The sequence below is a fragment of the Amylibacter sp. IMCC11727 genome, assembly GCF_029854195.1.
Classification (GTDB): Bacteria; Pseudomonadota; Alphaproteobacteria; order Rhodobacterales; family Rhodobacteraceae; genus Amylibacter.
This window is the reverse complement of the sequence record NZ_CP122960.1, coordinates 1,345,367-1,370,545: the sequence shown is the minus strand read 5'-3', so window position 1 is coordinate 1,370,545 and position 25,179 is coordinate 1,345,367. Positions and strand designations below refer to the sequence as shown.

General features: G+C 54.5%; 25 protein-coding genes and 1 tRNA gene. 12 read left to right on the top strand and 14 right to left on the bottom strand.

What is annotated here, in order from left to right:
• Positions 1-211: 211 nt before the first annotated feature.
• The 5 genes from QBD29_RS07055 to QBD29_RS07035 all read left to right on the top strand — a co-directional run bounded on the left by QBD29_RS07055 (position 212) and on the right by QBD29_RS07035 (position 2,738).
• Entirely contained in the window at positions 212-382 is a 171-nt protein-coding gene (locus QBD29_RS07055; protein WP_280100592.1) for a hypothetical protein, read from the top strand.
• A gap of 150 nt (positions 383-532) precedes the next feature.
• Positions 533-1,237: a Hint domain-containing protein gene (locus QBD29_RS07050; RefSeq protein WP_280100591.1), complete on the top strand. Its 705-nt coding sequence runs from the start codon at positions 533-535 to the stop codon at positions 1,235-1,237.
• A gap of 158 nt (positions 1,238-1,395) precedes the next feature.
• A complete protein-coding gene (locus QBD29_RS07045) occupies positions 1,396-1,854 on the top strand; it encodes an H-type lectin domain-containing protein (RefSeq protein ID WP_280100590.1) in 459 nt (152 codons plus the stop codon).
• 264 nt (positions 1,855-2,118) lie between these two features.
• Positions 2,119-2,358, top strand: coding sequence for a hypothetical protein (locus QBD29_RS07040; RefSeq protein WP_280100589.1), 240 nt, complete (start codon positions 2,119-2,121; stop codon positions 2,356-2,358).
• Positions 2,359-2,486: 128 nt separating this feature from the next.
• Positions 2,487-2,738 carry a hypothetical protein gene (locus QBD29_RS07035; RefSeq protein ID WP_280100588.1) on the top strand — a complete coding sequence of 84 codons (252 nt, stop codon included), beginning with the start codon at positions 2,487-2,489 and terminating at the stop codon, positions 2,736-2,738.
• A gap of 114 nt (positions 2,739-2,852) precedes the next feature.
• On the opposite strand, the gene QBD29_RS07030 is transcribed toward QBD29_RS07035, so the two are convergent.
• The 8 genes from QBD29_RS07030 to QBD29_RS06995 all read right to left on the bottom strand — a co-directional run bounded on the left by QBD29_RS07030 (position 2,853) and on the right by QBD29_RS06995 (position 13,791).
• Positions 2,853-2,942 (bottom strand) — tRNA-Ser (locus tag QBD29_RS07030).
• A 113-nt stretch (positions 2,943-3,055) separates the two neighbouring features.
• Entirely contained in the window at positions 3,056-5,260 is a 2,205-nt protein-coding gene (locus tag QBD29_RS07025; protein ID WP_280100587.1) for a hypothetical protein, read from the bottom strand.
• Between the two features lie 64 nt (positions 5,261-5,324).
• Positions 5,325-6,986: a choline dehydrogenase gene (gene betA / locus QBD29_RS07020; RefSeq protein ID WP_280100586.1), complete on the bottom strand. Its 1,662-nt coding sequence runs from the start codon at positions 6,984-6,986 to the stop codon at positions 5,325-5,327.
• A gap of 11 nt (positions 6,987-6,997) precedes the next feature.
• Entirely contained in the window at positions 6,998-8,506 is a 1,509-nt protein-coding gene (gene betC / locus QBD29_RS07015) for a choline-sulfatase (protein ID WP_280100585.1), read from the bottom strand.
• Positions 8,503-9,093, bottom strand: coding sequence for a transcriptional regulator BetI (gene betI / locus QBD29_RS07010; protein ID WP_280100584.1), 591 nt, complete (start codon positions 9,091-9,093; stop codon positions 8,503-8,505). Before betI ends, betC begins: the two co-directional genes overlap by 4 nt.
• 350 nt (positions 9,094-9,443) lie before the next feature.
• Entirely contained in the window at positions 9,444-10,670 is a 1,227-nt protein-coding gene (locus QBD29_RS07005; RefSeq protein WP_280100583.1) for an FAD-binding oxidoreductase, read from the bottom strand.
• Between the two features lie 111 nt (positions 10,671-10,781).
• Positions 10,782-12,206, bottom strand: a complete 1,425-nt coding sequence (locus QBD29_RS07000; protein WP_280100582.1) for an NAD(P)(+) transhydrogenase (Re/Si-specific) subunit beta — start codon at positions 12,204-12,206, stop codon at positions 10,782-10,784.
• Between the two features lie 13 nt (positions 12,207-12,219).
• Positions 12,220-13,791: a Re/Si-specific NAD(P)(+) transhydrogenase subunit alpha gene (locus tag QBD29_RS06995; RefSeq protein ID WP_280100581.1), complete on the bottom strand. Its 1,572-nt coding sequence runs from the start codon at positions 13,789-13,791 to the stop codon at positions 12,220-12,222.
• A gap of 276 nt (positions 13,792-14,067) precedes the next feature.
• On the opposite strand from QBD29_RS06995, the gene QBD29_RS06990 reads away from it, so the two are divergent.
• From QBD29_RS06990 to QBD29_RS06970, 5 genes are all read left to right on the top strand, one after another.
• On the top strand, positions 14,068-14,490 hold the full coding sequence (locus tag QBD29_RS06990; RefSeq protein ID WP_280100580.1) for a YeeE/YedE family protein: 423 nt from the start codon (positions 14,068-14,070) through the stop codon (positions 14,488-14,490).
• A complete protein-coding gene (locus tag QBD29_RS06985) occupies positions 14,490-14,915 on the top strand; it encodes a DUF6691 family protein (RefSeq protein WP_280100579.1) in 426 nt (141 codons plus the stop codon). The genes QBD29_RS06990 and QBD29_RS06985 overlap by 1 nt, the downstream gene beginning before the upstream one ends.
• A gap of 69 nt (positions 14,916-14,984) precedes the next feature.
• Positions 14,985-15,581, top strand: coding sequence for a TetR/AcrR family transcriptional regulator (locus tag QBD29_RS06980; RefSeq protein WP_280100578.1), 597 nt, complete (start codon positions 14,985-14,987; stop codon positions 15,579-15,581).
• Between the two features lie 108 nt (positions 15,582-15,689).
• Positions 15,690-16,358 (top strand): PspA/IM30 family protein, encoded by a 669-nt coding sequence (locus QBD29_RS06975; RefSeq protein ID WP_280100577.1) that lies wholly within the window; start codon positions 15,690-15,692, stop codon positions 16,356-16,358.
• A 45-nt stretch (positions 16,359-16,403) separates the two neighbouring features.
• The gene (locus tag QBD29_RS06970) at positions 16,404-16,676 is read left to right on the top strand and encodes a YiaA/YiaB family inner membrane protein (RefSeq protein ID WP_280100576.1); all 273 of its coding nucleotides are present in this window, start codon (positions 16,404-16,406) and stop codon (positions 16,674-16,676) included.
• 145 nt (positions 16,677-16,821) lie between these two features.
• Here the strand turns inward: QBD29_RS06970 and QBD29_RS06965 are convergent, their stop codons facing one another.
• The gene (locus tag QBD29_RS06965; RefSeq protein WP_280100575.1) at positions 16,822-17,562 is read right to left on the bottom strand and encodes a YebC/PmpR family DNA-binding transcriptional regulator; all 741 of its coding nucleotides are present in this window, start codon (positions 17,560-17,562) and stop codon (positions 16,822-16,824) included.
• A gap of 67 nt (positions 17,563-17,629) precedes the next feature.
• Positions 17,630-18,082 carry an Lrp/AsnC family transcriptional regulator gene (locus QBD29_RS06960; RefSeq protein ID WP_280100574.1) on the bottom strand — a complete coding sequence of 151 codons (453 nt, stop codon included), beginning with the start codon at positions 18,080-18,082 and terminating at the stop codon, positions 17,630-17,632.
• 71 nt (positions 18,083-18,153) lie between these two features.
• On the opposite strand from QBD29_RS06960, the gene QBD29_RS06955 reads away from it, so the two are divergent.
• Both QBD29_RS06955 and QBD29_RS06950 read left to right on the top strand, forming a co-directional pair.
• Entirely contained in the window at positions 18,154-18,750 is a 597-nt protein-coding gene (locus QBD29_RS06955) for a LysE family translocator (RefSeq protein WP_280100573.1), read from the top strand.
• 114 nt (positions 18,751-18,864) lie between these two features.
• On the top strand, positions 18,865-20,643 hold the full coding sequence (locus tag QBD29_RS06950; RefSeq protein WP_280100572.1) for an SLC13 family permease: 1,779 nt from the start codon (positions 18,865-18,867) through the stop codon (positions 20,641-20,643).
• Positions 20,644-20,707: 64 nt separating this feature from the next.
• Here QBD29_RS06950 and QBD29_RS06945 read toward each other — a convergent pair whose 3' ends face one another.
• From QBD29_RS06945 to QBD29_RS06930, 4 genes are read right to left on the bottom strand one after another with little or no spacing between them, the layout of a single operon-like run.
• Positions 20,708-22,486, bottom strand: coding sequence for an SLC13 family permease (locus QBD29_RS06945; RefSeq protein ID WP_280100571.1), 1,779 nt, complete (start codon positions 22,484-22,486; stop codon positions 20,708-20,710).
• 50 nt (positions 22,487-22,536) lie between these two features.
• Positions 22,537-23,454, bottom strand: a complete 918-nt coding sequence (locus QBD29_RS06940; protein WP_280100570.1) for a DMT family transporter — start codon at positions 23,452-23,454, stop codon at positions 22,537-22,539.
• Positions 23,454-24,272, bottom strand: coding sequence for a TIGR00282 family metallophosphoesterase (locus QBD29_RS06935; protein WP_280100569.1), 819 nt, complete (start codon positions 24,270-24,272; stop codon positions 23,454-23,456). Before QBD29_RS06935 ends, QBD29_RS06940 begins: the two co-directional genes overlap by 1 nt.
• A 42-nt stretch (positions 24,273-24,314) precedes the next feature.
• Complete coding sequence (locus QBD29_RS06930; RefSeq protein ID WP_280100568.1) at positions 24,315-24,878, bottom strand: 5-formyltetrahydrofolate cyclo-ligase; 564 nt, start codon at positions 24,876-24,878, stop codon at positions 24,315-24,317.
• Between the last annotated feature and the right edge of the window lie 301 nt (positions 24,879-25,179).

Sequence of the window (25,179 nt, the reverse complement as noted above, 5' to 3'; positions counted from 1 at the left end):
TGGAACAATGTGCCGAAATTCGGTGCAGACAGCGGGGACTCTGAACGGGGTCTCGCTGCGTATAATGGAGTAAATGTATGCCCAGGGTCTTTTTCTGCGGTGGGGAGACGAATTTTCTTTCGAAAATTATCCTCAATAAATCTGTCAATTCGGCACCTTGGGGTGCGCACTGTCATCTAAGCCCACTCAGCGCATGCGGAGGGGGATTATAATGCCAGTTTATTCGGTCCATGTGTATGCCCCGACAGTCAATCCATTTTGGAGCTATACGGGCGAATCCGCGATGTACAATGTGTCAGGCACATCGACGGTTGGCTCATTTAACGTTGTCGATATTTTGGACGACGATGCCTTCATAAACGACACTGACCCTGGCGCTTAGAATGGCTCGTTCGTTGATAACTCACAACAAGTTATCGACGGTACATCGACTCCTATTCAGGGGTTTTTCAGCATCGAAATCTACAATGACACCACAGGTGAATTTGGAAGAGCCTTTCTGCTGACGACGGGATCTGCATCACCTCAAAGCGTGTCAGATGCGCTTGGCTGGGTTTTCACCACGCCAGTTAGCCCTGGAGATACAATTGACTGGCTACCGACGGTTAACAGTCGGAACCCGCCGCACAATGAAGATTTCTCTTGGGGGGAAGTTTCTTATTCAGACATTGTCCCCTGCTTTGCCCGTGGGACGCATATTCTTACGCCTGGCGGGGATGTTCTGGTTGAAAATTTGCGGGTTGGATCGCGGGTTGAGACCTTGGATCACGGGCCCCAGACAGTGCGGTGGATTGGGTCTGCTAAACGGTCTGCAAGAGGGGCTTGTGCGCCGGTTCGCATCCGTGCGGGTGCGCTGGAGAATGACCGTGATCTTTGGGTTTCTCAGCAGCATCGTATGGTGTTGCGCGGGGCCAAGGCCGAGCTGATGTTTGGCGAGCACGAGGTGTTCGTGCCCGCAAAATCCTTGGTCAATGATTGCTCGGTGCGCATCATCGAAGGCGGCGCGGTGGAGTATTTCCACATCCTTTTTGACAATCACGAGATCATCTATGCCGAAGGGGCCATGGCCGAGAGTTTGCATCTGGGTAAGCAGAGCTTTGATGCGCTGTCTTATGCCAGCCGACAGGAGATCAAGATGCTGTTTCCAGAGCTTGATCGGGCTGGAACCCAATTACCACAAACTGCGCGTCAGGTTCTGCGGAACTATGAAGTGCAGGCCCTTCTTCACGCCGTTTAGGGGTGGGGTGTCGGGAGTTCATTGGTGGGCTTACTCGCTTTGCGCGTTTCTTGGCGACCCCTCCATCGCTTTAGGCGAACTTCCGACAGTGCGCCCGCGACGATCGCTTACCCCCAAACCTAGCTTCGTCGCGGGCCCACAGAAATTAAGAGGAAACGATGTCAGAGCCGATTTCAGATATACACCCGTTTACCCCCAAATCGTTGCGTGCTGTGACGCACCGCCAATTGCATGTTCAGCACCGAATTTCTTTGTCTGCGCAAACCACATTGGTTTTGGGACAAGGGGAATTGTTCCGCCATGTAAACCCAGATGATTTCATGTGGAATGGGGATGGAGACCGGCATTTGAATGTGTTCATCGCCTTTACCAAACCGCTGCGTCGTGTGCCGTTGGTACAGGTTAACCTGATGGGGGTGGACGCATCCCACGCGCAAAACCTGCGCTTGAAACTTCGTGTGAGCGATGCCGCGGTAACGGGATTTGTTGTGACCGCCCACACCTGGCAAGACACGAAACTTGCCGGTGTCGATATCAGCTGGTCTGCGTTTGAGCAAAGCAATAGCGCACCGCCAGCATGGGTGGCTGCATCGCGTGATCAGCATGTGCCATCATGATCGATTTTGCCTTGGGATGCGCTTCGGGCGGGGTGGCGGGTGCTGTCGGGCTCGCCCTGTTGGACCATTACAGATCGTGGGGCGAGATGCGCCCAAGTGACAAGACGTCGACGGATCACACAGGCAAACAAATTCACCGCTCAAAGGACGCAAATCCATGATCACATTCACCGTCGGCTTTTTTATTGGAACCGCCATCGGCGCCGCTCTTTACGCTTGTTTTGATGCGATGTGGTGAAGCGCGCAATTTCAAAGGACCCTTTTATGATTGCACCATTGACCCGTTTGACCGCTGTGGCTGCCCTTTTGGGAACAGCAGCTTGTGTCGACCAATCCGCCTATGAAACGGCTCCGGTTGCGGTGACCACTGAGCAGGGTGTTGTCACCTGTCAGCTTTATACGCAGCGCCATGTGCTTTGGGACCGCGCAACACATGTGCCTGCAGGTATGACAATCGAGCGGGGCGATGAAATTTGCCGTCAAGAAGGTGAAAGACGCAATTAACGGGCAGAGGGTGCGGGTTTGGTTTGTGCTGCCCCCCTGCCCCGCATTGGTAAGCACGAAATGGATTAACCACCGCCGCAGCCTTTCGGTGCGGCAAACATTTAACACAAAGAAGAACTGGATTAACAATGCTACATAGACTTTTGAGCACCCTTGCAGGATTTGCGTTTGGTGCGGCCTTTGTTTTGATTGGCTATTTTCTGTGGATCAATGACCCGATGGTTGTGGGAGGCCGCAAAGGCCGATTGTTCATGAGCATTCAAAACTGGCTTATCGAAACCATCGGCATGACGCCTTCTGGCGTGCTGTTGATCGGATTGGGTTTATGCGGGGGCGGATATGCGATTTATTCCGCGGTGTTCGTTGAAGATGAAGATTGAGTTTCACGTCCGCCGAGTGTCACACAAAGTGACTTGATTCAGGCCCGCAAAGCCCCTGAAAAACAACGGGCTTTCGCGGGCTAAAAGCCGTTTTAGAACTGGATTTAGGGGTGATGGCGGACAGACAGGGATTCGAACCCTGGAGACGGTTCCCCGCCTACACACTTTCCAGGCGTGCGCCTTCGACCACTCGGCCACCTGTCCGTGGGGGCGGGTTTAGCGATCTCGGCACGGTCTTGCAAGTGCAAATGCAGACCCAATTTAGCCTTTCGCGTTTGGCGCAAATCACCTGTCGGTCTGTTGAAAGCCCACAAGCCCTAGTAAAGATTTTCAATTTGGTTTGCCTGCGACATTTGTTGGATTTCCGCAGGCGAATTGAGTTCTGGTAGGGCGTGTTTTACGAGCTTTTTCAGGACCAATTCATCTGTCCAATAGTTTGTATGACCGTTTGGCAGCACCTTTTCATTGTGCGGGAATGTGTTTTGCCGACCTGCGACAGTGGTGCCGACAAAATCATCTGATCGGTAAATATTGGTCCACTTGCTGATACCAGTTTCTACGTCCATGTTTTCATCAGCACTTTGCACCGAAAATGTTTTGCTGAAATAAAAGCCGTAGAGATGGTCTGTCGGAGAGCCCATGGTAACCAGTTCTGGTGAGATTTCAGGTAAGCCATGATCTGTGAGGATTTTGTTCAATCGTCCACCCCGCAATGCTTCGAGCGCGATAACTGTCCCCTGACTGTGGGAAATGATGAGAATCTCGGTTGGTTTTTCAATCTCGATCAGGCGGATCAGTGTATCCACAAAACGGTTTTGAATACGTTGACGCAGCGGGTATTCGTTTACATAATTGTTGGGGTCGGTTTTGTCGTCAGGGTTCCGCTCAACCTTGGTTTTGTCGTTGGGGCGTCGCACAAAGTAGACAACAATGTCTTTTGCCACGCCGATCCCCATTGAAATTGTGCCGCCAAATTTGCTGTAAACAGCCGCAATTCCGAGAGCGCTGACAATAAATACTCCGCCGAAGTACGTGCGAGAATCACTTTCACTTTCGCCTAAGAGCCAGCTGAACTGCTCTATTGCGGCAAGAGTTGCCCCGTAGGTCAGCACCACGAGAGCAAGAGTTAATCCGAGCAGAATTGTGGGGTTCACGATCAAACGCGGCACACTGTGTTCTTGCTCTGGGCCTTTGTTTTCGGCTTTGACCCAATTCGATCTCCGAAGGTGAACCATGATGGCCGAGAGTATGATAACGAGCAGCGCGCACATGGCTGCTACACCCAACTGCATGGCGAGCGACATATAGGTTTCCAGCAATTCTTTATTAATTGCCTCATCGGAAACTCCACTGCGATTTACAATTTCGATCAATGTGCGCGAGCCAATGACCCAGAGGATTGAGACCATGAGCATCCAAACTGTGATCATTAAAACGCTGGCCTGCGGATACAGAGCTTTCTCGGGTTCCGACGGTGTTTCTTTGCCTTGACGTGTCATGAGCCATTTTCGGAACGACTTGTAAGCGCGGCGGACAACCTCCCACGTTGCGTTCACGACTACTAGCGAAAGGCACAAGCCGCCAAAGACCGCGAGCATGTTTACAAAGATAGCGGAGTACCAGACATCCAGATTGTCGATGACAAAGCCACCGTCTGTGATCAAATATTGCGTTGGAATGCGGGCATAGCTTTCGAAAAACGCGGGCGACACGAGAATGGATATCACAGTGACACTGAACACAGCACACATGATGATGGCCATGTAAAAAAGCCAACTGTGAAACGTCTGATATAGGTAACTGCGTTTTTCATCGGCGCTGAATTTGTGAATCAACAGCAACAGCACAATTGTGCAAAACACTGTAATATGCGCGGGATCAAAGTAGATCGGGACAATGGTTTGCAGGTATTGCAGGCCAAACAATAACACGATGCCGATAGCAAAAACGAAGTTCAACGCGGGCAGCGGACCATGTAACAGATACACGAACCCATTTGCCAGAAATCTGGGTGGAAACTTTGGGCTGTCGTAGATTTCAGCGGCATTGGCACGCACAATATGACCCAGCCCCATAACCAGTTCAAAGAGATCCAGAACACCACGCACAGTGCCGTCGGCCCCGCGTGAAATGTCACCCCAAAAAACCTCTGCGAAAACATAGTCCTTCGTGGTGCCTTCAATTCGATGGATGTGACAGGGATATTGAACGAAGTTACGCTGTGCCTTTGGTTCAGGCGCAGGCGGTGGTGCCGAAGGAACATCTCCTTGTGCCGCTATGGCTTTTTCGTGCTCTGCTTTAGCTTTCTCGGTGTCCAACAAATGGTCGACATCGGTTTCACGCATCAGCCGCATGTCTGTGGTGACGGGCTGATTGGTGGCCCCGACGAGGCCGCCAACAAGGGCTTCGATTGTTTCACCTGGGTTCTGTTCGCCGATACCGTGAACAACTAAAGCGAGTTTCTTGTCTCGCGGTTCTTTAATCCCATGAACTTCAAGCGCAGTTTTCTTGGTGTTCGCCATCACACGCCTCCAAAATACTTTAAATAATTTGAAGATCGTGCGAGAGAACTGACGTTAAGTCAAGTTACCGCTGTTCTGTTTCCCAGTTTGGATGCACCCACGGTTCCATGTTTGATGCGGGCAATGGGTCTTTGCCGAGGATGTGATCAGAAGCTTTTTCGCCCACCATGATCGACGGGCCGTTCAGGTTGCCGTTGGTGATGCGCGGGAAGATGGAGCTGTCGGCAACGCGCAGGCCTTCGACGCCGATCACGCGGCATTCTGGGTCAACAACCGCCATTGGATCATCGGCTGCGCCCATTTTGCAGGTGCCGCAGGGGTGATAGGCGCTTTCCACGTGTTCTTTGATGAATGCGTTGAGGTCTTCGTCAGATTGCACGGCCTCACCCGGTTGGATTTCGCCGCCATAGAACGGTTTGAACGCGTCTTGGCCGAAAATCTCGCGTGTGAGGCGGATGCAGGTGCGGAAATCTTGCCAATCTTGGTCTTTTGACATGTAGTTGAACAGGATTTTTGGCGCGTCCATTGGATCAGCGGAGTTGAGCGTGACGGAACCGCGGGACTCAGATCGCATGGGGCCAACGTGGGCTTGGAACCCGTGGCCTTCGGCGGCAGCTTGGCCGTCATAGCGCACGGCGATGGGTAGGAAATGGTATTGGATATCGGGGTAGTCCACACCTGCGCGGGATCGGATGAACGCGGCGCTTTCGAACTGGTTTGACGCGCCTGGTCCCTGCCCTGTGAACAGCCATTTCGCACCCACATAAGCTTTGCCAAGCAGGTTCCAATAGCGATAGAGCGTGATGGGTTTGGTGGATTTCACTTGGATGTACAGCTCCAAATGATCCATCAAGTTTTGCCCCACCCCTGCGCGGTCTGCGACCACATCGATACCGTGTTCGCGCAGGTGGGCAGCGGGGCCGATGCCAGAGCGCATGAGGATTGCGGGGGAGTTGAAGGCGGAGGCGGCGATGATCACCTCGCGTTTGGCGTTGAGGACTTTGGTTTTAGAGCCTTGGGTGATTTCAACACCTGTAGCACGGCCATTTTCGATGATTACACGATTGGCGTGGCCTGACACGAGTTCGACGTTGTCCCGTTTCAATGCGGGTTTCAAATAGGCATTAGCGGCAGACCAGCGCACGCCTTTGTGGACGGTTTGATCCATGGGACCAAAACCTTCTTGCTGGATGCCGTTGTAGTCTTTGGTGACTTGATACCCTGCCTGTTTGCCTGCTTTGACGAAGGCTTTGTTCAGCGGGTTTTCACGGGTGCCGCGTTTCACGTGCAAAGGGCCATCTTTGCCCCGCACCGACCTGTCTCCACCGTGACCCGAGGGATGCCAGTTTTCTTGGCGTTTGAAATAGGGCAGCACATCAGCGCCTGACCAGCCAGTTGCGCCGCTTTCGGCCCAATGATCGTAATCGCGGGCGTGACCGCGCACATAGACCATGCCGTTGATCGAAGAGGACCCGCCGATCACCTTGCCCCGTGGGGCGGCCAAGCGACGACCATCAAGGTGGGGTTCTGGTTCAGAGGCATAGCCCCAATCGTAGCGTTTCATGTTCATGGGGTAACTGAGCGCCCCTGGCATCTGGATGAGTGGACCCCAGTCGGTGCCCCCGTATTCCACGACGAGAACTTTATTTTTGCCGTCTTCGGACAGACGGTAAGCCATGGCGCAGCCCGCAGAGCCTGCGCCGATTATGATGTAATCGGCAGTCATTTTAGGTATTCCTATTCGCCGCGTGGGAAGCGTGCCACTTCCTCGACTGTGTTCAAATCCATGTTGTTGCGCATGTAGCGTTCGGAGGCTTTTTGCAAGGGTTGGTAATCCCACGGGTAGTAGTCGCCGTTGCGCAGCGCCTCATACACCACCCAGCGGCGGGCTTGGCTTTCGCGGACTTGGGCATCGAACGTATCGAGGTCCCAGCGGGCTTCGGATTTTGCCTTGAGGGTTTGCAGCGTGCCCGCGTGGGCGGGTTCCGCAGCGAGGTTTGTCAACTCGTGTGGGTCCGCATCCAAGTCGAAAAGTTGGTCCGCATCCAGATTACAGCGGGTGTATTTCCATTTGCCGTAGCGCAGGGAAACAAGCGGGGAATAAGACGCTTCGGCAGCGTATTCCATCGCGACTGGGGATGTGCGTTCACCGCCTTGACCCAAGTGAACAAGGCTTTCGCCTTCGGTCCATGGGGCCACTTCGTCAAGGCTGACGCCTGCCAATTCAGCGAGAGTTGGGGTGACGTCGATGGTGCTGACTGGGGCGGTGACGAGGCCCGGTTCCATGTTGGGATCAGAGATCATAAGCGGGACGCGGGCGGAGCCTTCAAAGAAGGTCATTTTGAACCAAAGGCCGCGTTCACCGAGCATATCGCCATGGTCTGAAACGAAGAGGATTGTGGCCTCTTGGCGCGTGCCCTCCAAGGCTTCGAGCAGTTCGCCAACTTTGTCATCGAGGTAGGAAATGTTGGCAAAATAGGCGCGTCGGGAGCGTTTGATGTCCTCTTCCGTAATGTCGAAGTTGCGCCAGTCGTTGGCGTCAAATATGCGTTTGGAATGGCTGTCATGGTCGTCGTAGTCCATCGCTGGCACGGTGGGCAGCAGGTGGTCGCAATCCTCGTACAAGTCCCAGTATTTTTTGCGCGCCACATAGGGGTCGTGGGGGTGTGTGAAGGACACAGTCAGGCACCACGGGCGGTCATCTTTGCCCCGCGACAGGTCATAGATTTTGCGCGTGGCGTGATAGGCCACTTCGTCATCATATTCCATTTGGTTGGAAATCTCCGCCACCCCTGCGCCCGTGACGGAGCCCATGTTGTGATACCACCAGTCGATGCGTTCACCCGGTTTGCGGTAGTCAGGTGTCCAGCCGAAATCGGCAGGGTAAATATCGGTGGTGAGGCGTTCTTCGAACCCGTGCATTTGATCGGGACCAACGAAGTGCATTTTGCCAGAGAGGCAGGTTTGATAGCCTGCGCGGCGCAAATGATGCGCGTAGGTGGGGATATCAGAGGCAAATTCGGCGGCGTTGTCGTAAACCCGTGTCCGCGAGGGCAATTGACCCGACATAAACGACGCGCGGCCAGGGGCGCAGAGCGGGGATGCGGTGTATGTGAGGCCAAAGCGAGTAGATTTCGCCGCGAGCTTTTTCAGATTTGGCGCGTGCAGCCAATCGGCGGGGCCATCGGGAAACAGCGTTCCGTTCAACTGATCGACCATGATGATGAGGATGTTTGGCTTGGTCATTTTGCTGTTCCCTTAGCAAGTTGAAGGTCGAGGTAATCGCGCACCATGGCGACCGCTTGGTCGTGATTTGGGGCGGAGTGTTCGAGCGCGTGGCGGATATAAATGCCGTCGATCATGGCACCCAGCCCACGGGCCGTGTGTTCAGCGTGAGATTTGTCCATCAGAGCCGAAAGGTTCACCACCAGATTGGAATGCAAGCGGCGTGCGTATACCTGCAGAAGGCGTTGTGCCTCTGCAGAGTTTTGCGATTGCACATAAAACGTCAGCCAAGAGGCCACCACATCGGGTTCGAAATTGCCAGCATCCAAGTTGGCGGCGATGATGGCATGGATGCGTTGCAAGGGTGTTTCGGCGTTTTGCAGGCTGGTGCGCACGCGCAGCTGCAGATTGGTAAGGATTTGGCGCATGGCCGCGAGCAGGATTTGTTCCTTGCCCCCAAAGTAATGATGCGCAAGGCCAGAGGACATGCCAGCCCGTTTGGCGATTTGTCCCACTGTCACATCCAATGATCCCGCCTGCCCGATTTCGGCAATCGTGGCGTCGATTAGGGCTTTGCGGCGGATGGGTTCCATTCCGATTTTAGGCATTGGGAGACTCATTTTGGTTTTGAGGGTGGACTATTCGTTATTTTAATTGACTGGTCAATCAATAAAAATCCCGGGCATTCGAGACCTGTAAATCGCATCTGTTGTTCTTTGAAGTCCCTGCCCTGTTCTTAAAATCTTAACTATTTGGGCCGTAGCCTTAATCCTGACACATTATTGTCGGATTTTCTGACAAACCGCGCCGCAGAGCGCGTGAGATAAAGGTTAGCAGTATGAGCTTAATGATTGGAATGACGATGGGTGCGCTGGTCGCATGGGTCGTAATCGCGTGTTTGGAAACCTCTTGGGATGATATCTTTCCCGAGCAGTAGGGTCAGCAGACCCCACCTACCTTAAATGGCATCTGGCAGTGTATAGCCGCGGGCGTAAACCGATTGGATGGCGGTTATGGCCTGTGCTTGCGAGATATCATTGCCAAACCGATCTGCGTGAACGGCTGGCAGGTCAATATGCGGCTGGCCATTGACCATCCAATGGGCGAGATATTCACCGCTGCCGCCGCCTGTACCGATTCCGACATTAAACCCTGATGCCATCCACAAACCCGAGTGGTCTGGTAGAGGGCCAAGCATCGGCAGGCCATCAGGTGTGAAACAAAATGGGCCGTTGTTGACGGTTTTAATGCCAAGCTCGCCAAAGGCAGGCATTCGTTCGATGACCCGTTCAAGGTGCGGCATCAGCCTGTCGACTTCTGGGGGGAACAGGTCCTCGGCGAAGTCTTTGGGGATGCCATCGAGGCCCCAGAATTTCGGATCTGATTCATAAATTCCAACGAGCAGGCCCTGCCCTTCTTGACGCACATTGCACGAGGCGTAGCTGTCGCGCACTGCGGGGAGTTCGGTGTCGCGCGTATCCAATCCTGCAAGGGGTTCTGTGATCAATTCGTGATGTTGCGTTGCATATAGCGGAACATTTATGCCAAGGGGCGCAAGCAATTCGCGGGCCCAAAACGATGCGGCGATGACAACATTTTTGGCAGTGATTGCGCCTTTTTCGGTTTCGACCACCCAGTGATCTGCGGTAGGCTTTAGCCCTGTTACAGGGCGATGGCGTTCAATGGCGGCCCCCATCGCGCGGGCTGCATTGGCGCAGGCATAGGTTGCCCCTGTAGGGTCTACGTGCCCATCTGTAGGCGTGTGGGCCGCGCCATAGATTGCAGAGGTATCGAGATACGGGTGGAGTGCTGCCACCTCGGACGGGGTGCGAATGTGATAGGGAATGCCAAGATCAGCATACGTGTTTTTGAAGCGGTGAAACTGGGCCAGTTCTTTTTCTGTAGCGGCTAAGCGGAGGCTGCCTGTTTGGTGGAAGCCGATAGAATGATCGCTTTCGGCTTCGGCCATTTGATAGGTTCGGATGGAGCCTGCGAACAGCCGTGTCATGGCCGGATAAGGGCCAAAATATGTGGTGTTCCCTGCTGCGTGCCATGTCGAGCCAGAGGTCAATTCGCGCCGTTCAATCAGCACGGTGTCCGTCATGCCCAATTTGGCAAGCCAGTACAAAACGGATGCCCCGACGATGCCGCCGCCGATTACCGCTGTTTCTACATCTGTTTGCATTTGGCCTCGCTGCTTAAAGGCCCATTGGGGCGCAAGAGGGACTTGTCTGTCAACACAAACAAAAACGCCCGCTGCGTGCGCGGCGGGCGTTTGGTGTTTTGAAGCAGAGCTTTACTTAACTTGTGCCAGCAGCGCGTTCACACTGTCTTTGGCGTCACCGTAAAGCATGCGGGTGTTTTCCTTAAAGAACAGCGGGTTTTCGATGCCCGAATACCCTGTCCCCTGCCCGCGTTTGGACACGATAACCGTTTCCGCGTTCCAAACTTCCAAAACAGGCATCCCTGCGATGGGGCTGTTCGGGTCGTCTTGGGCCGCTGGGTTCACGATGTCGTTGGAGCCAATCACGATCACCACGTCTGTATCTGGGAAATCATCGTTGATTTCGTCCATTTCCAGTACGATGTCGTAGGGCACTTTGGCCTCTGCCAGCAAAACGTTCATGTGGCCCGGCAAACGCCCTGCAACGGGGTGAATGGCAAAGCGCACATTACAGCCGCGTGCGCGCAGACGCTGTGTCAGCTCGCTCACGGCTTGTTGGGCTTGGGCCACTGCCATGCCATAGCCTGGCACGATCACAACGGATTTCGCGTCGTTCAGCTGTGCGGCGACAGTTGCCACATCGGTGGCCACTTGTTCGCCTTCGACGGCCATTTGTTCCCCTGCTGGGCCACCAAAGCCGCCCAAAATCACGGATACAAAGGAACGGTTCATCGCCTTACACATGATGTAGGACAGGATCGCACCAGAAGAGCCGACCAGCGCACCCACGACGATCAGAAGGTCGTTGCCGAGCGAGAAACCAATGGCCGCTGCCGCCCAGCCTGAGTAGCTGTTGAGCATAGAGACAACCACGGGCATATCCGCGCCACCGATGCCCATGATGAGGTGGTAGCCGATAAACAGGGCGGCCAACGTCATGATGAACAGCGGGAAGAAACCGCCTGTGTTAAAGTACCAAACCAGCGTCAGCACAGAGATTGCAGCGGCTGCGATATTGAGCAAGTGACCCCCCGGCAGCTTTTCGGCGGCGGAGGAAACTTTGCCTGCCAATTTGCCATAAGCAATCACAGAGCCTGTGAAAGTGACCGCGCCGATAAAGATGCCCAAGAACAGCTCAACACGCAGGATTGCCAGCTCGACAGCAGATTTTTTGGCGATGAGGCCCGCAAAGATACCAGAGGCATTGTCGCCACCAGCGGCCACATTGCCCATTTCTATATGGGCAATGAATCCCACGAACACCGCAGCCAGACCAACGAGCGAGTGCATCGCGGCCACAAGCTGGGGCATTTCTGTCATCTGGACACGGGTGGCGACCACATAGCCGATGGCCCCGCCCCCTGCGATGAGGATCAGGGACAAAAGCCACAGACCCGAGCCAGGCCCAATGATCGTGGCAAAGATCGCAAGGCCCATGCCAAAGATCCCATACCACACCGCGCGTTTTGCGCTTTCTTGGCCAGACAGCCCGCCCAAGGACAGGATGAAGAGGATTGCTGAAACGACGTAGGCCGCTGTTGTAAAACCAAATTCCATTGTGCAGGCCCCCTTAAGATTTCTGGAACATGGCGAGCATACGCCGTGTTACGAGGAAGCCGCCAAAGATGTTGATCCCCGCCATAAAGACAGACAACGCAGCGAGCAGGATGACGAGGAAGGACCCCGATCCAATTTGCATCAATGCACCCAAGATGATGATGGATGAAATCGCATTCGTGACCGCCATGAGCGGTGTGTGCAGCGAATGGCTGACGTTCCAGATGACTTGGAAGCCGACAAACACCGACAAAACAAACACGATGAAGTGCTGCATAAAGCTGGCTGGGGCTACGAGGCCAACGCCCAAAAGCAGCGCCGCGCCGACGACCAACAGGCCAACCTGCGTGGTGGTTTCCTTTTTAAAGGCCGCCACTTCGTTTGCGCGTACTTCTTCGGGGGTCAACTCTGGCACGACCTCTTTGGGTTTGGCCGCAATGGCCGCCACTTTGGGCGGAGGCGGTGGGAAGGTGATGGCGCCTTCAAAGGTGGCCGTGGCCCCGCGAATGACGTCGTCTTCCATATTGTGGTTCACAACACCGTCTTTTTCAGGTGTCAGATCCGTCATCATGTGGCGAATGTTGGTGGCATAAAGCGAAGAGGATTGCGCCGCCATGCGAGATGGGAAATCGGTGTAGCCGATGACAGTCACGCCGTTATCAGACACGATTTTTTCGTCCATCACAGTGAGTTCGCAGTTGCCGCCTCGTTCGGCCGCAAGATCGACGATAACAGAGCCTGCCTTTTGCAGTTCCACCATGTCAGCGGTCCAGAGAACAGGGGCATCGCGGCCCGGGATCAGGGCAGTTGTGATGACGATATCCATGTCTGGTGCCAATTCACGGAATTTCGCAAGCTGGGCTTCGCGGAATTCTGGGGAAGACGGGGCCGCATAGCCGCCTGTTTCCGCGCCGTCTGTTTGGTCTTCGTCAAATTCAAGGTACACAAATTCTGCGCCCATGGATTCGATTTGCTCGGCCACTTCGGGTCGCACGTCAAAGGCATAGACCTGTGCGCCTAGGGATGTGGCGGCGCCGATTGCCGCAAGACCTGCAACGCCCGCGCCGACAACCAGCACTTTGGCAGGGGGTACTTTACCCGCAGCGGTCACCTGACCCGTAAAGAAGCGGCCAAAGTTGTTGCCTGCTTCGATCACCGAGCGATAGCCTGCGATGTTGGCCATGGAGCTAAGCGCGTCCATTTTTTGGGCACGGGAAATGCGCGGAACCATGTCCATCGCAATTACATGCGCGCCCTTTTTGTTGGCCGCGTTCATCAGTTTTTCGTTCTGTCCCGGATAAAAGAACGAAATCAGCGTTTGGCCTTTTTGCAGGCGACGGATTTCAACATCCTCTGGCGGGCGCACCTTGGCGATGATGTCGGCCGATTTATAAAGGGCAGCGCCCGTTTTCACGACCTCTACGCCCACCGCTTTGTAATCCGCATCAGAGAACCGCGCAGCCGCGCCTGCCCCTGTTTCGATTACACATTCGTAACCTAGTTTTTGTAGTTGTACGGCTGAGTCTGGGGTCATTGCGACCCGTGCTTCGCCTTCAAAGAGCTCTTTGGGAGTCCCGATGCGCATGACAAACCTCCTTTGTTCAAGCGTTGTGCGCGAGGACCACCCCGAATAGGTGGAATCGCCACAGATTTATACATCTAGGACGAATTGGTATCAGGATTCGCGACCGTGTACATGCGTCAATGCGCCCAGATCGTAGGGTAATACCCTTTTTTTCAAGGGAAAAACGGGCTTTTGGGGACTCCGTGGTATACCGCGCCAAACTGACGCCACGTCGGGTAGGTGGCTGGCCTTTGGGTGTAAACAGGGTAAAACAGGCGCGAAAGACAGGAGTTAGTCATGGAAATTTCTTGGATACACGGGCTGATCGGCGGCCTGATGATCGGGGCTGCGGCGGCGATTTATTTGTTGGTGAACGGGCGCATTATGGGCGCTTCTGGTATTGCGGGCAGCCTTATGGACGGAACCGCAGGTTCGGCGTTTTGGGAACGTGCGGCGTTTGTTGGGGGCGTGATTGGTGTGCCTGCGCTGGCCAGTCTGTTTATGGACATGCCCGCGACCAACGTCACATCCAACATTCCATTGTTGATCGTGGCAGGTGTTTTGGTGGGGTTGGGGACGCGGCTCGGATCTGGCTGTACATCAGGTCACGGAGTCTGTGGCATGTCACGCCTTTCGGTGCGCAGTATCGTTGCCACCTGCATCTATATCGGCGCGGGCGTTTTGGTGATTATCGCTGCACGCAGCATGGGGGTGTTGTGATGCGTATTTTGACTTCTTTGCTGTGTGGCGGTCTGTTTGGCGCGGGTCTGGTGGTGTCTGGCATGACAGATACCGCGCGGGTTCAGGGGTTTCTGGATCTGTTTGGCGCATGGGATCCGACCCTGATGTTTGTGATGGGTGGCGCGATTGTGCCGATGTTTTTCGCGTGGCGCGTCGCGGCAAACCGTGAAGCCGCGATTTTGGGTGGGCCACTGCCTGCCCCACCGTCCACCACCATTGATACGCGTTTGGCCCTTGGAGGTGTTCTGTTTGGCATGGGTTGGGGGCTGTCTGGGTTTTGCCCTGGCCCTGCGTTTGCATCGTTGTCGTTTGGCGGCACAGGAGGCCTGATCTTTATGGTGGCGATGCTGGCGTCGATGTTCGCAGCGCGACCCATTATCGGGGTATTCTTTAGAAACGCCTGAACGCTTGCCAGACTGGCCCTGCTTGCCGCATAATGAACGCAGTTCAACAGATGTGATGTAAGGGCCGTTATGGCAGGTATTCGAGAACAGAAACGGGCAGCGTTGCGAGAAAAGCTGCTGAACTCTGCGCTGACCCGAATTAAAGCGGGTGGCATAGCGTCGCTGCGCGCGCGCGATTTGGCCACGGATGCGGGCTGTGCGCTTGGGGCGATTTACAACATCTTTGCGGATTTGGATGAATTGGTGTTTTACGCCAAAGCCGAAGTGTTTCGCAGCATGGATGCGCAACTGGACGAGGTGATGTCAGGTGCGGATGCCCTGCCCCCCAAAGACCAGATGTTAAAGCTGAGCCATGCGTATCACCACTTTGCCACCAAGAACCATCACACGTGGACGGCGCTGTTTGCATCCGATCTCGCGGACCCTGATGACATCCCTGATTGGTATCGCGCGGCCCTACGCCGTTTGATGGGACATATTTCGAAACCTTTGGCCCAGTTACAACCCCATCTGAGCGAGACAGAGCTGAGCCTGCGCACGCGCACAATTTTTTCGGCCATCCACGGTGTGATTCTGCTTTCGGTGCAAAATCGCCCGTCTGGCGTAGGGGAAACCGAAGTGGCAGATGCAATTGAAATTGTGATTTCTGCATTTTCTTCCGTTTAAAAACAGCGTCTTAAGCAAAAATATGAACATTGTTCAAGTTTTTACTTGATCGCCACGATGTGTTTTCGTATTCAATTTGTGAACATCGTTCATGAAATGGAGAAAAACATGTTTCAGACGTTTAAAACACTTTTCGCAGGTGTTTCTGTGCAAGAAGAAAAACGGGTTCGCGATATCTATGCGCTCGACCTGATTGATCAGAAAATTGCAGAAACCGAAGCAGGCCTGAATGCCGCCAAGGGGTCGCTGGCCGCTTTGATCCAACGGCACCGTGCCGAGGAAAAGCAAACCAAGGCGCTGGAAAAACGTATTGCCGATCTGATGGAACGGGCCAAAGCGGCGCTGGACAAAAAGCTGACGGATTTGGCCACTGAAACCGCGGGTGCCGTAGCAGATATGGAAAACGAATTGGTGCGGCGGCGCGAAACTGTGGCACGGCTCGACCAAAAAATCACAACGCTGCGGTTGCGCGTGGAAAAGGCGCAACGCCGTCTTGTGGACCTGCGCCAAGGGGCGATTTCGGCCAAAGCGATCCGCGCTGAACAAAACGCCACCCGCCGAGTGGCCAGCGCCCTTCCCAATGCCCCTGCAAAAGAAGCGCAGGATTTGATCGACAGCATCTTAGGCACGGAACACGAAGAGCCGCTCGCCGATATTTATGAAGAGCTGGACGATGACCTTAACAATCGCACGCTGGAAGACCGCCTTGGCGCATCTGGCTGTGGTGATCCAACCAAAACAACGGCGGCCGATGTGCTGGCGAAACTGAAATCTTAACCCCCTCCTCCAACCTATCAAATATCAAAAGAAAGAACCGGAAAAATGAACAACCAAATGTCTTCAACACAGCTTTATGTTTACCTGAACCTTGCAGCGGTGATCATCGCCTATGCCATGATGTGTGGCTCGCTGTGGTACGCGCCTGTGGATTTCTCCACCAAAGGCTATTGGGGCATGGGCATCCTGATGCTGTCGATTTCCCTGATTAACGTGGTGAAATACCGTTTTGACGACATGAACCGCCAAGACAAAATCAACCGCATCGAAGAAGCCAAGAACGAAAAGTTGCTGTCTGATTACGTGAGTGGTGAATAAGATGCGTATGAAAGTTCGTATCCCAAAACCGCCCAAACGACGCACAACGTTTTGGCAGAAATTGAGGAAACTCTCTTTTAAATAACAAAAAAGAGCCGCTGGATCATCCCAACGGCTCTTTTCTTTGGTCTTCAAATACTCAAAATTACAGCTGCGCCATAACCTCGTCTGAGATTTCAAAGTTGGCTGTCACGGTCTGTACATCATCGTCATCTTCGAGCGCGTTGATCAGGCGCATGAGTTTTTCTGCGCCTTCCAAATCCAACTCGGTTGTGGTGGTCGGTTTCCAGATCAGTTTGGAGGATTCAGATTCACCAAGCGTTGCCTCAAGGGCGTTGGACACATCGTTTAGATCGGTAAATTCGCAGTAAATCTCGTGGCCTTCTTCTGTGCTTTCCACGTCTTCGGCACCTGCTTCGATCGCCGCTTCAAAAACAGTGTCTGCATCGCCAACTTCGGCGGGGTACGCGACAAAACCTTTGCGTTCGAACATAAAGGACACGGCACCCGTCTCAGCGAGGTTGCCGCCAGATTTTGTGAAGGTGGAGCGCACGGTGGAGGCAGTGCGGTTTTTGTTGTCGGTCATCGCTTCGACAATCACGGCCACACCGTTCGGGCCGTAACCTTCGTAGCGGATTTCTTCATAGTCGTCGCCTTCGCCAGCGGAGGCTTTGTTGATGGCCCGTTCGATTACGTCTTTGGGCACGGATTTGCCCTTGGCCTCTTTCACGGCCAAACGCAGGCGCGGGTTCTTTTCTGGATCAGGATCGCCCATTTTCGCAGCAACGGTAATTTCTTTTGCCAGCTTTGAAAACAGCTTGGAGCGGGCGGCGTCCTGGCGCCCTTTGCGATGCTGAATGTTTGCCCATTTGGAATGGCCTGCCATGGGAGCCTCCGTCGTAATAGTTTCGTCGCGTTGTCTATAGTTGCAAGCGGTCAGCGGGGCAAGACAGCTATCCCCGTTCATCCTTGGGCGAGCCCATGACCACATGGGTCACAATTTGGCGCACTTGGGGGAGCATGCCGAGCTTTTCTGTGTGAAACAGTTTGAAGTTGGCCAAATCTGCGGCTTCGATGCGCAACAGATATTCAACCGCGCCCGTGATGTTGTGGCATTCGCGAACCTCATCAAAGCGCGCAATGGCCCGTTCAAAGGCTTCTTGCGCTTCTTTTGTGTGATCCGAGAGACCGACGGTCATATAGGCAATAAACCCTGCGCCGCGCGCCACAGGATCCACCACCGCGCGATACCCTGTGATAACGCCAGAGCGTTCCAAATCCTGCACACGGCGCAGACAGGCAGAGGGTGACAGGCCAACGCGGTCGGCCAGTTCGATATTGCTGATCCGCCCATCACGCCCAAGTTCACGCAATATTTGATCGTTTATTTGATCTGTTTTCGCCATATGTTGTGAAAATAACCGTAAATCCTGCAATAACGCAATTCCATTTCGCGCAATCCGCGCAAAGATACCTTATGCCTTATGAACTTCTTACCGCACTTATGGGCTTTGCGCTCGTATCCTCTATCACCCCCGGCCCGAATAACCTGATGCTTATGGCATCGGGTGCGAATTTCGGGTTTTGGCGCACAATTCCGCATATGCTGGGCATTGGGATCGGGTTTACGGTGATGATTGTGCTGGTTGGGCTGGGGTTGATCGGGCTGTTTGATGCGTTTCCGATATCCTACACCATTCTGAAAGTGTTTTCTGTGGTCTACCTTTTGTGGTTGGCATGGAAGATTGCCAATGCTGCACCGCCCAAACAAGGCGAGGCATCGGGCACGCCCATGACGTTTATTCAAGCGGCGCTGTTTCAGTGGGTGAATCCTAAGGCCTGGTCTATGGCGTTGACCGCGATTACCGCTTATGCGCCGGGGCAAACCGTGCCATCGATTTTGGTCGTGGCGGCGGTGTTTGGCGCGATCAACCTGCCAAGTGTCAGCGTGTGGACCGTGATGGGACAGCAAATTCGCCGTATTCTGAACAGACCGAAGTGGTTGCGGGCGTTCAATATCTGTATGGCGGTGTTGCTGGTGCTGTCTGCCCTGCCCGTTTTGTTTATCACTTGACCCGCTGCGCGGGACGAAATGAGCCGCTGCGCGGCGGATTGCCTGCGGCGCGGATATTTTTAGCCAAAAGAAGTTTGGGGTGACGTTTTGCGCAGGGTTCGCTAGACCAAAGACATGACAACAGATCAAATTATCCTATTCGTGATTTTCGGGGGCGTGTTTGCCCTTCTTTTGTGGGGGCGGTATCGCTATGACCTTGTCGCATTTGGGGCGCTGTTGATTGGCGTTCTGGCGGGTGTGGTTGAAAGCAAAGACGCGTTTTCGGGGTTTGGGCATCCTGCCACATTGGTGGTGGCGCTGGTGCTGATTGTGTCCGCAGGATTGGTGAATTCAGGCGCGGTTGGGCTGATCACGCGGGCTTTGGTGGACAGTTCACGTGGGCTTGGTGCGCATATTGCAATCATGGGCGGTGTGGGTGCGATCCTGTCCGCCTTTATGAACAATGTGGCCGCGCTGGCATTATTGATGCCTGTGGATTTGCAAACAGCAAAAAAGGCAAAGCGGGCGGCGGGGCTGTCGCTGATGCCGCTGAGTTTTGCGACGATTTTAGGCGGGATGGTGACGATGATTGGCACGCCGCCCAACATTATCATTGCAACCATTCGCGAAGATTCCATGGGCGAAGCGTTTAAAATGTTTGATTTCGCCCCAGTGGGGTTGGTCGCAGCGCTTGCTGGTTTGTTGTTTGTATCGACCATCGGGTGGCGGTTGATCCCACAAGGAGAAGCAGATTCTCCCGTGGATAAGTTGCTGGACAATGCGAATTACGTGGCTGAGTTGACGGTGCCAAGCGAGAGCAAATTGATTGGCAAAAAACCGTCGGATTTGGCCGAAGAAGCCGAGAAAGCCGATGTGGCCATCGTAGGTGTGATCCGTGATGGGCGGCGACTGTATGGCAATGCGCGCAATCGCAAATTGATTGCTCATGATGCTTTGGTGTTGGAAGCAACCCCTGAGGCGCTTGATGAGTTTCGCACCACGTTCAAGTTGGATTTCGCAGATGAAAAGCGCGAAGAGAACCTGAAAGCAGCGGGCGAAGGGGTCGGCCTGACAGAAGTGGTTGTGACAGAAACCAGCCGTATCGTGGGCAAAGATGCGGTGACGATTGGGCTGAATTGGCGACAGAATACGATCCTGATGGGGATTTCACGCGGCGGTAAGCCGATTAAGTCGCAGGTGCGGCGCACGAAAATTCTGGCGGGCGATATTTTGTTGTTGCTGACACCAAGTGAAACGCAAAATCAGGTGGTGGATTGGCTCGGATGTTTGCCGTTGGTAGAGCGGGGTTTGACCGTAACACAGGACGAAAAGACGTGGCTGGCCATTGGGATTTTTGCGGCTGCTGTTGTCGCGGCGAGTTTTGGGCTGGTTTATTTGCCTGTGGCGCTGGGTGTGGTTGTGGCGCTGTTTACGTTGACACGGATTGTGCCGCTGGCCGAGGTGTATACGCATATTGAGTGGCCCGTTGTGGTGCTTTTGGGCTCTATGATCCCGCTGGGTGTGGCGCTGGAAAAATCGGGCGGGACAGAGTTGATCGCGGGATCGCTTATTGGGCTGACCGAAGGGATGCCGGCTTGGGCCATTCTGACGGTGCTGATGGTTGTGACGATGACGCTGTCTGATGTGCTGAACAACACGGCAACGACCATTGTGGCCGCCCCTGTGGGGATCAAGATGGCGGAGAGTTTGGGCGTGAACGCGGATCCGTTTTTGATGGCTGTGGCCGTGGCGGCGAGTTGTGCGTTCCTCACACCGATTGGTCATAAGAACAACACGCTGATCCTTGGGCCTGGGGGATACAAGTTCGGGGATTACTGGCGCACGGGGTTGCCGCTTGAGGTGTTGATTGTGGCGGTGAGCATTCCTGCGATTTTGGTGTTTTGGCCGCTGTGATGGGGTTGGTGCGCAATGAATGCGCACCCTACGGATCGCTACGTAGCTTGCGCCCTTTTGGCGGTCACAACTCCCAGAACAGCGGAATAAGCGCACTCGCCAATATCCCAACTGTGATGTTCAGGGGGATGCCGATCTTCATGAAATCCGTGAACGCGTAGCCGCCTGGGGAATAGACCAATGTGTTAGTTTGATAGCCGATGGGCGTGGCGAAGCTGGCAGAGGCGGCGACCATGACGGCAATGACGAGGGGGCGTGGGTCCATGCCAAGCTGTGCACCGAGCGCGATGGCGATGGGAGTGACAACCACGGCGACGGCGTTGTTACTGACCAGTTCTGTGAGGACCGAAGTGAGCAGGTAAATCGCCCAGATTACAAAGAACGGTGGCAGGCCATGCAACATGGGCGCAACGGCGTTTGCTATGAGGGCAACCGCCCCTGATTGTTGCAAAGCCGCGCCGATGCCAAGCATGGAGAAGATGAGCGCAAGCAGGCGTCCGTCGACGGAGGCGAAGGCTTCGTCCGCGTCGATACATTTGGTGAACAGCACAATGGCCACACCAACGAGGCCAAGGGCAAAAATGGGCGCAACGCCAAGGGCCGATAGGATCACAACACCTGCTAGGGACAGGATTACAATAGGGGCAAAAGCACGACGGAATGGGCGGGCCTCTGGCATGGCGAGGTCGATCAGTTCCATTTCTGTGGCCAGTGTTTGGATGTCTTTTGGTGCTCCTTCGAGCAGCAGCGTATCGCCCACTTGCAGGACAATTTCGCCCACTTCGCGGCCTAAGTTTTGGTTTCTGCGATGCACCGCCATTGGGTAAACGCCGAAACGGCGGCGCAGGTTTAATGCGGAAATGCGCCGTCCGATCATGCGACAGCCGGGCGTGATCAGCGCCTCGACCGTGGTGGTTTCGCGGTGGGAAACTTTGTCAGCGAGGATGACTTCTTTGTTTTCCTTTAGACCGAGCAGTTCGGTGATGCGGGTGCGCAGGACCACGCGGTCCCCTGCTTCCAAAACTACATTGGGGAATTGAAAGCGCATTGTGTTGTCGTTGCGTAGCACATCCATCACACGGCCCCCATCCCGTTTGAACGCTTCGACCGCGAAGGGGGTTTCGCCGATGAGCGCGCTGTCTTCTGGGATCACCACTTCGGTGATGAATTTCATGGAGGATTTATCGCGCAGCATTTCGGCCATGGTTTCGCGATCTGGCAACAAGCGCGGGGCAAAGATAATGAGGTAAATCGCGCCGTAAACCGCTAGGATTGCGGCCATGGGAGTGACTTCGAACAGGGTAAACGCCTGAAGCCCGTTGGCGCGGGCAACACCATCCACCAGCAGATTGGTGGAGGTGCCAATCAGGGTCAGCATGCCGCCAAAAATCGCCATATAGCTGAGCGGGATCAGGAGTTTAGACGCCTTGAGTCCCATCATTCGGGCCAATTGCAGCGCCACGGGGATCAGGACAACCACCACTGGTGTGTTGTTCATAAAAGCACTGGCCACAACGGTAAACACCGCAAGCCCCGCCATGACGGTTTTAGGGTTCTTTTCCCCCGCCGTTGTGACCCAAGTGGACAGGGAGTAAAGCGCGCCCGTGCGCACCAAAGCCCCTGACAGAATAAACATGGCGGCAATGGTCCAAGGTGCGGGGTTTGAGAACACTGTTAGCGCCGTGTCATAGGGCAGAACCCCCGAAAACAGCAGAAACGCCACACCGCCAATGGCGACCACCTCGGTGGGATAGCTTTCGCGGATAAACAGCGTGAACATCACGGCCACAACGCCAAGGGACAGCCACGCGTGGGTTGCCTGTGGGATTACATCTGCCAGCATTCGGGTCCCCTACTGAATTCGATTAACTGTGCCGCAGGTGGGTCGCGGCCTCAACCCTGTTCTTTGGCCCGTTCTTTGGCCTGATCTTGCTCTTGTGTTTTGGGTTGGACCAAAAACAAGCCAATCAGGACCAAAGCCAGTGCCAGCCAAATATAGCCAGAATACCGCTCTCCGAGCAGGATCATCGACAAAACGACCCCAGCAATTGTCACGATATAAGACACTTGCGCCGCAAACACGGGGCCCGTGCGGCCCACAAGCCAGATGTAACAGGCATAGGCGATACCGTGACCAACAGAAGAAACAATCAGCGCCTTTTCAGGCAGGCCGAAAATTGGGATTGGATTGTAATACTGCCCCGTCATCAGGGCCACAGGTGTGATAATGATGAGCCCCACAAGAGAGGAGTAAAACAGAACCTGCACCACATCTAAGCCACCTAGACCAAATTTCGCCACGTAGTTTCCTTCGATCCCGTAGCAAATTGTGGACAGGGCAGCGACCAGAACGAACGGCGCAGCGGCCGGATTTGGTAGGCTGGTGCTTGGGCCGATCAGAACCACCATGGCCACGGCGCCAAAGATCAATCCGCACAAGCGCACCCAATCAAACCGTTCCAGCCCCCAGATCAGGGCTATGGGCAAAGAAGACATAGGAATAAGGGACATAATGATCGCCATAACCCCTGAGGGCAGTTCCGCGGCGGCGATATAGGACATGGAATTGGGGATCATTGTGCCAAAGAACGCGACGAAAATCAGCAAGCGCAGGTGACGCAATCCAACTTTGGGGCGGCCACGCCGCATCACGAGCGGTACGAGCATCAACAGTGCCACAAGAACCAGTTGCCAGACGATAATGCCAAAATGGCCATGCCCTGTGCTGACCGCCAGTTTGGTCATTGGCATCGACAGCCCCCAAGCAATACCCATGCCAATCAGGCACAGAACGGGTAACAGGCGGGTCATTAGGTGGGGCCGCTTTGGGCCAATTGGCCGCCATTGCGCACAGGAATAACCTTGGTGGCGGCCCCTGTGCGATCATCGGTTTCCACATAAACACCTGACAGGGTTGCCTCGCCATTGGCGGGGGTGAAACGTTCCTTGACCATGCCCGTTACAAAGCGGCGCAGGGGTTCGGTTTTTTCCATGCCAATGACGGAATGATAATCTCCACACATGCCTGCATCGGATTGAAACGCCGTGCCTTTTGGCAGGATCATTGTATCGGATGTGGGCACATGCGTGTGCGTGCCAACCACAAGGGATGCGCGCCCATCGAGCCAGTGGCCCATGCCCATCTTTTCGGATGTCACCTCAGCGTGGAAATCTACAATCACCGCATCGGCCATACCGCCACGCGGGGCAGATTTGAGCGCCGCATCAAGGGCGGAAAACGGATCGGCGAAGGGTTTCTTCATGAACACTTGGCCAAGGGCCTGTGCCACAAACACTTTGCGCCCATTTTGCGCGGTGAACATACGTGCGCCTTTGCCGGGTGCGGGTGTGTTGGCATAGTTCAGCGGGCGAATGATGCGCGGTTCCTGTTCGATAAAGGTCAGCATTTCCTTTTGATCAAACGCATGATCCCCGAGCGTGAGGCAATCCGCCCCCGCATCAAGCAGCAGTTTCGCATGGGCCCGATTGAGCCCCATGCCGCTGGTGGAATTTTCTGCATTCACCACAACGAAATCGAGCTTCCACTCGGCCCGCAGTTTGGGGAGTCGTTCGGTAATGGCACGGCGTCCAGCGCGGCCCATCACATCGCCTAGAAACAATATCTTCATAGGCCAGCGATACGCCGCCCCGCCAAAACGATCAAGCGGTGATTAAAGACGGATCACATCCGCTTCGGTGACAATCGCGTTTAGACGATGATCCGTTTTTTCGGTCGGCACGCGTTTTACCTCTTGCGCGGAATAGGCAAAGCCGACGCCGATCACCGGTTTTTTGGCAGAGAGTTCCGCAAAACTGCGATCATAAAACCCACCACCATATCCCAAACGATATCCTTTGCGATCAAACGCCAGCAACGGCGTGATCAGCACATCGGGTTCCAGAAATTCACCACTGGCAGGCACAGAGGCACCGAAGGGCCCGTCGATCATTTCTACATCAGGGGTCCATTCTTGGAACAACAGCGGTTGGCCGTTTCCTTGGATCACAGGCACGCAAATGCGTTTGTCTTGTCCATGTAGGATTGTCATTGTTGCAATGGGGGAGACTTCGGTGCGGATCGGCATATAGGCGGAAATGATCTGCGCATCACGGTACAGCGCCAATTGCCCGATCAAGTTGCGGTTGGCATCCTGATCCAACCCTGTGTCAAACACGGCCTTGCGCGCCGCGAACGCTTTGGTCCGTGCCTCGGTTTTTTTCTTTGCAATAGACATACCGCCCCCTTTTTCTTTTGAGCTTAAATATCCTCGCCGAAGGCGAAATCGCCAGTCAAAAACGATAAATCAAAGGTGAAAAGCGGCGGGACCACTAAACCGCATTCGCAGCACAGCCGTCGAAGTGTGTGTATCCCCAAGAGCCTGATTTAACAGGTGGGCGCCGGATACGATAGACCAGGGTCAGTCGCAGAGCCAGCTCCCTCAAGGAACTTATTGGCCAATGGAATAGAACTTCGGCACGAGAAGGGCAGAACCCGCCTGCCCCACACTTAGGGCGTTGGGGGGCAAAGAACAAGGG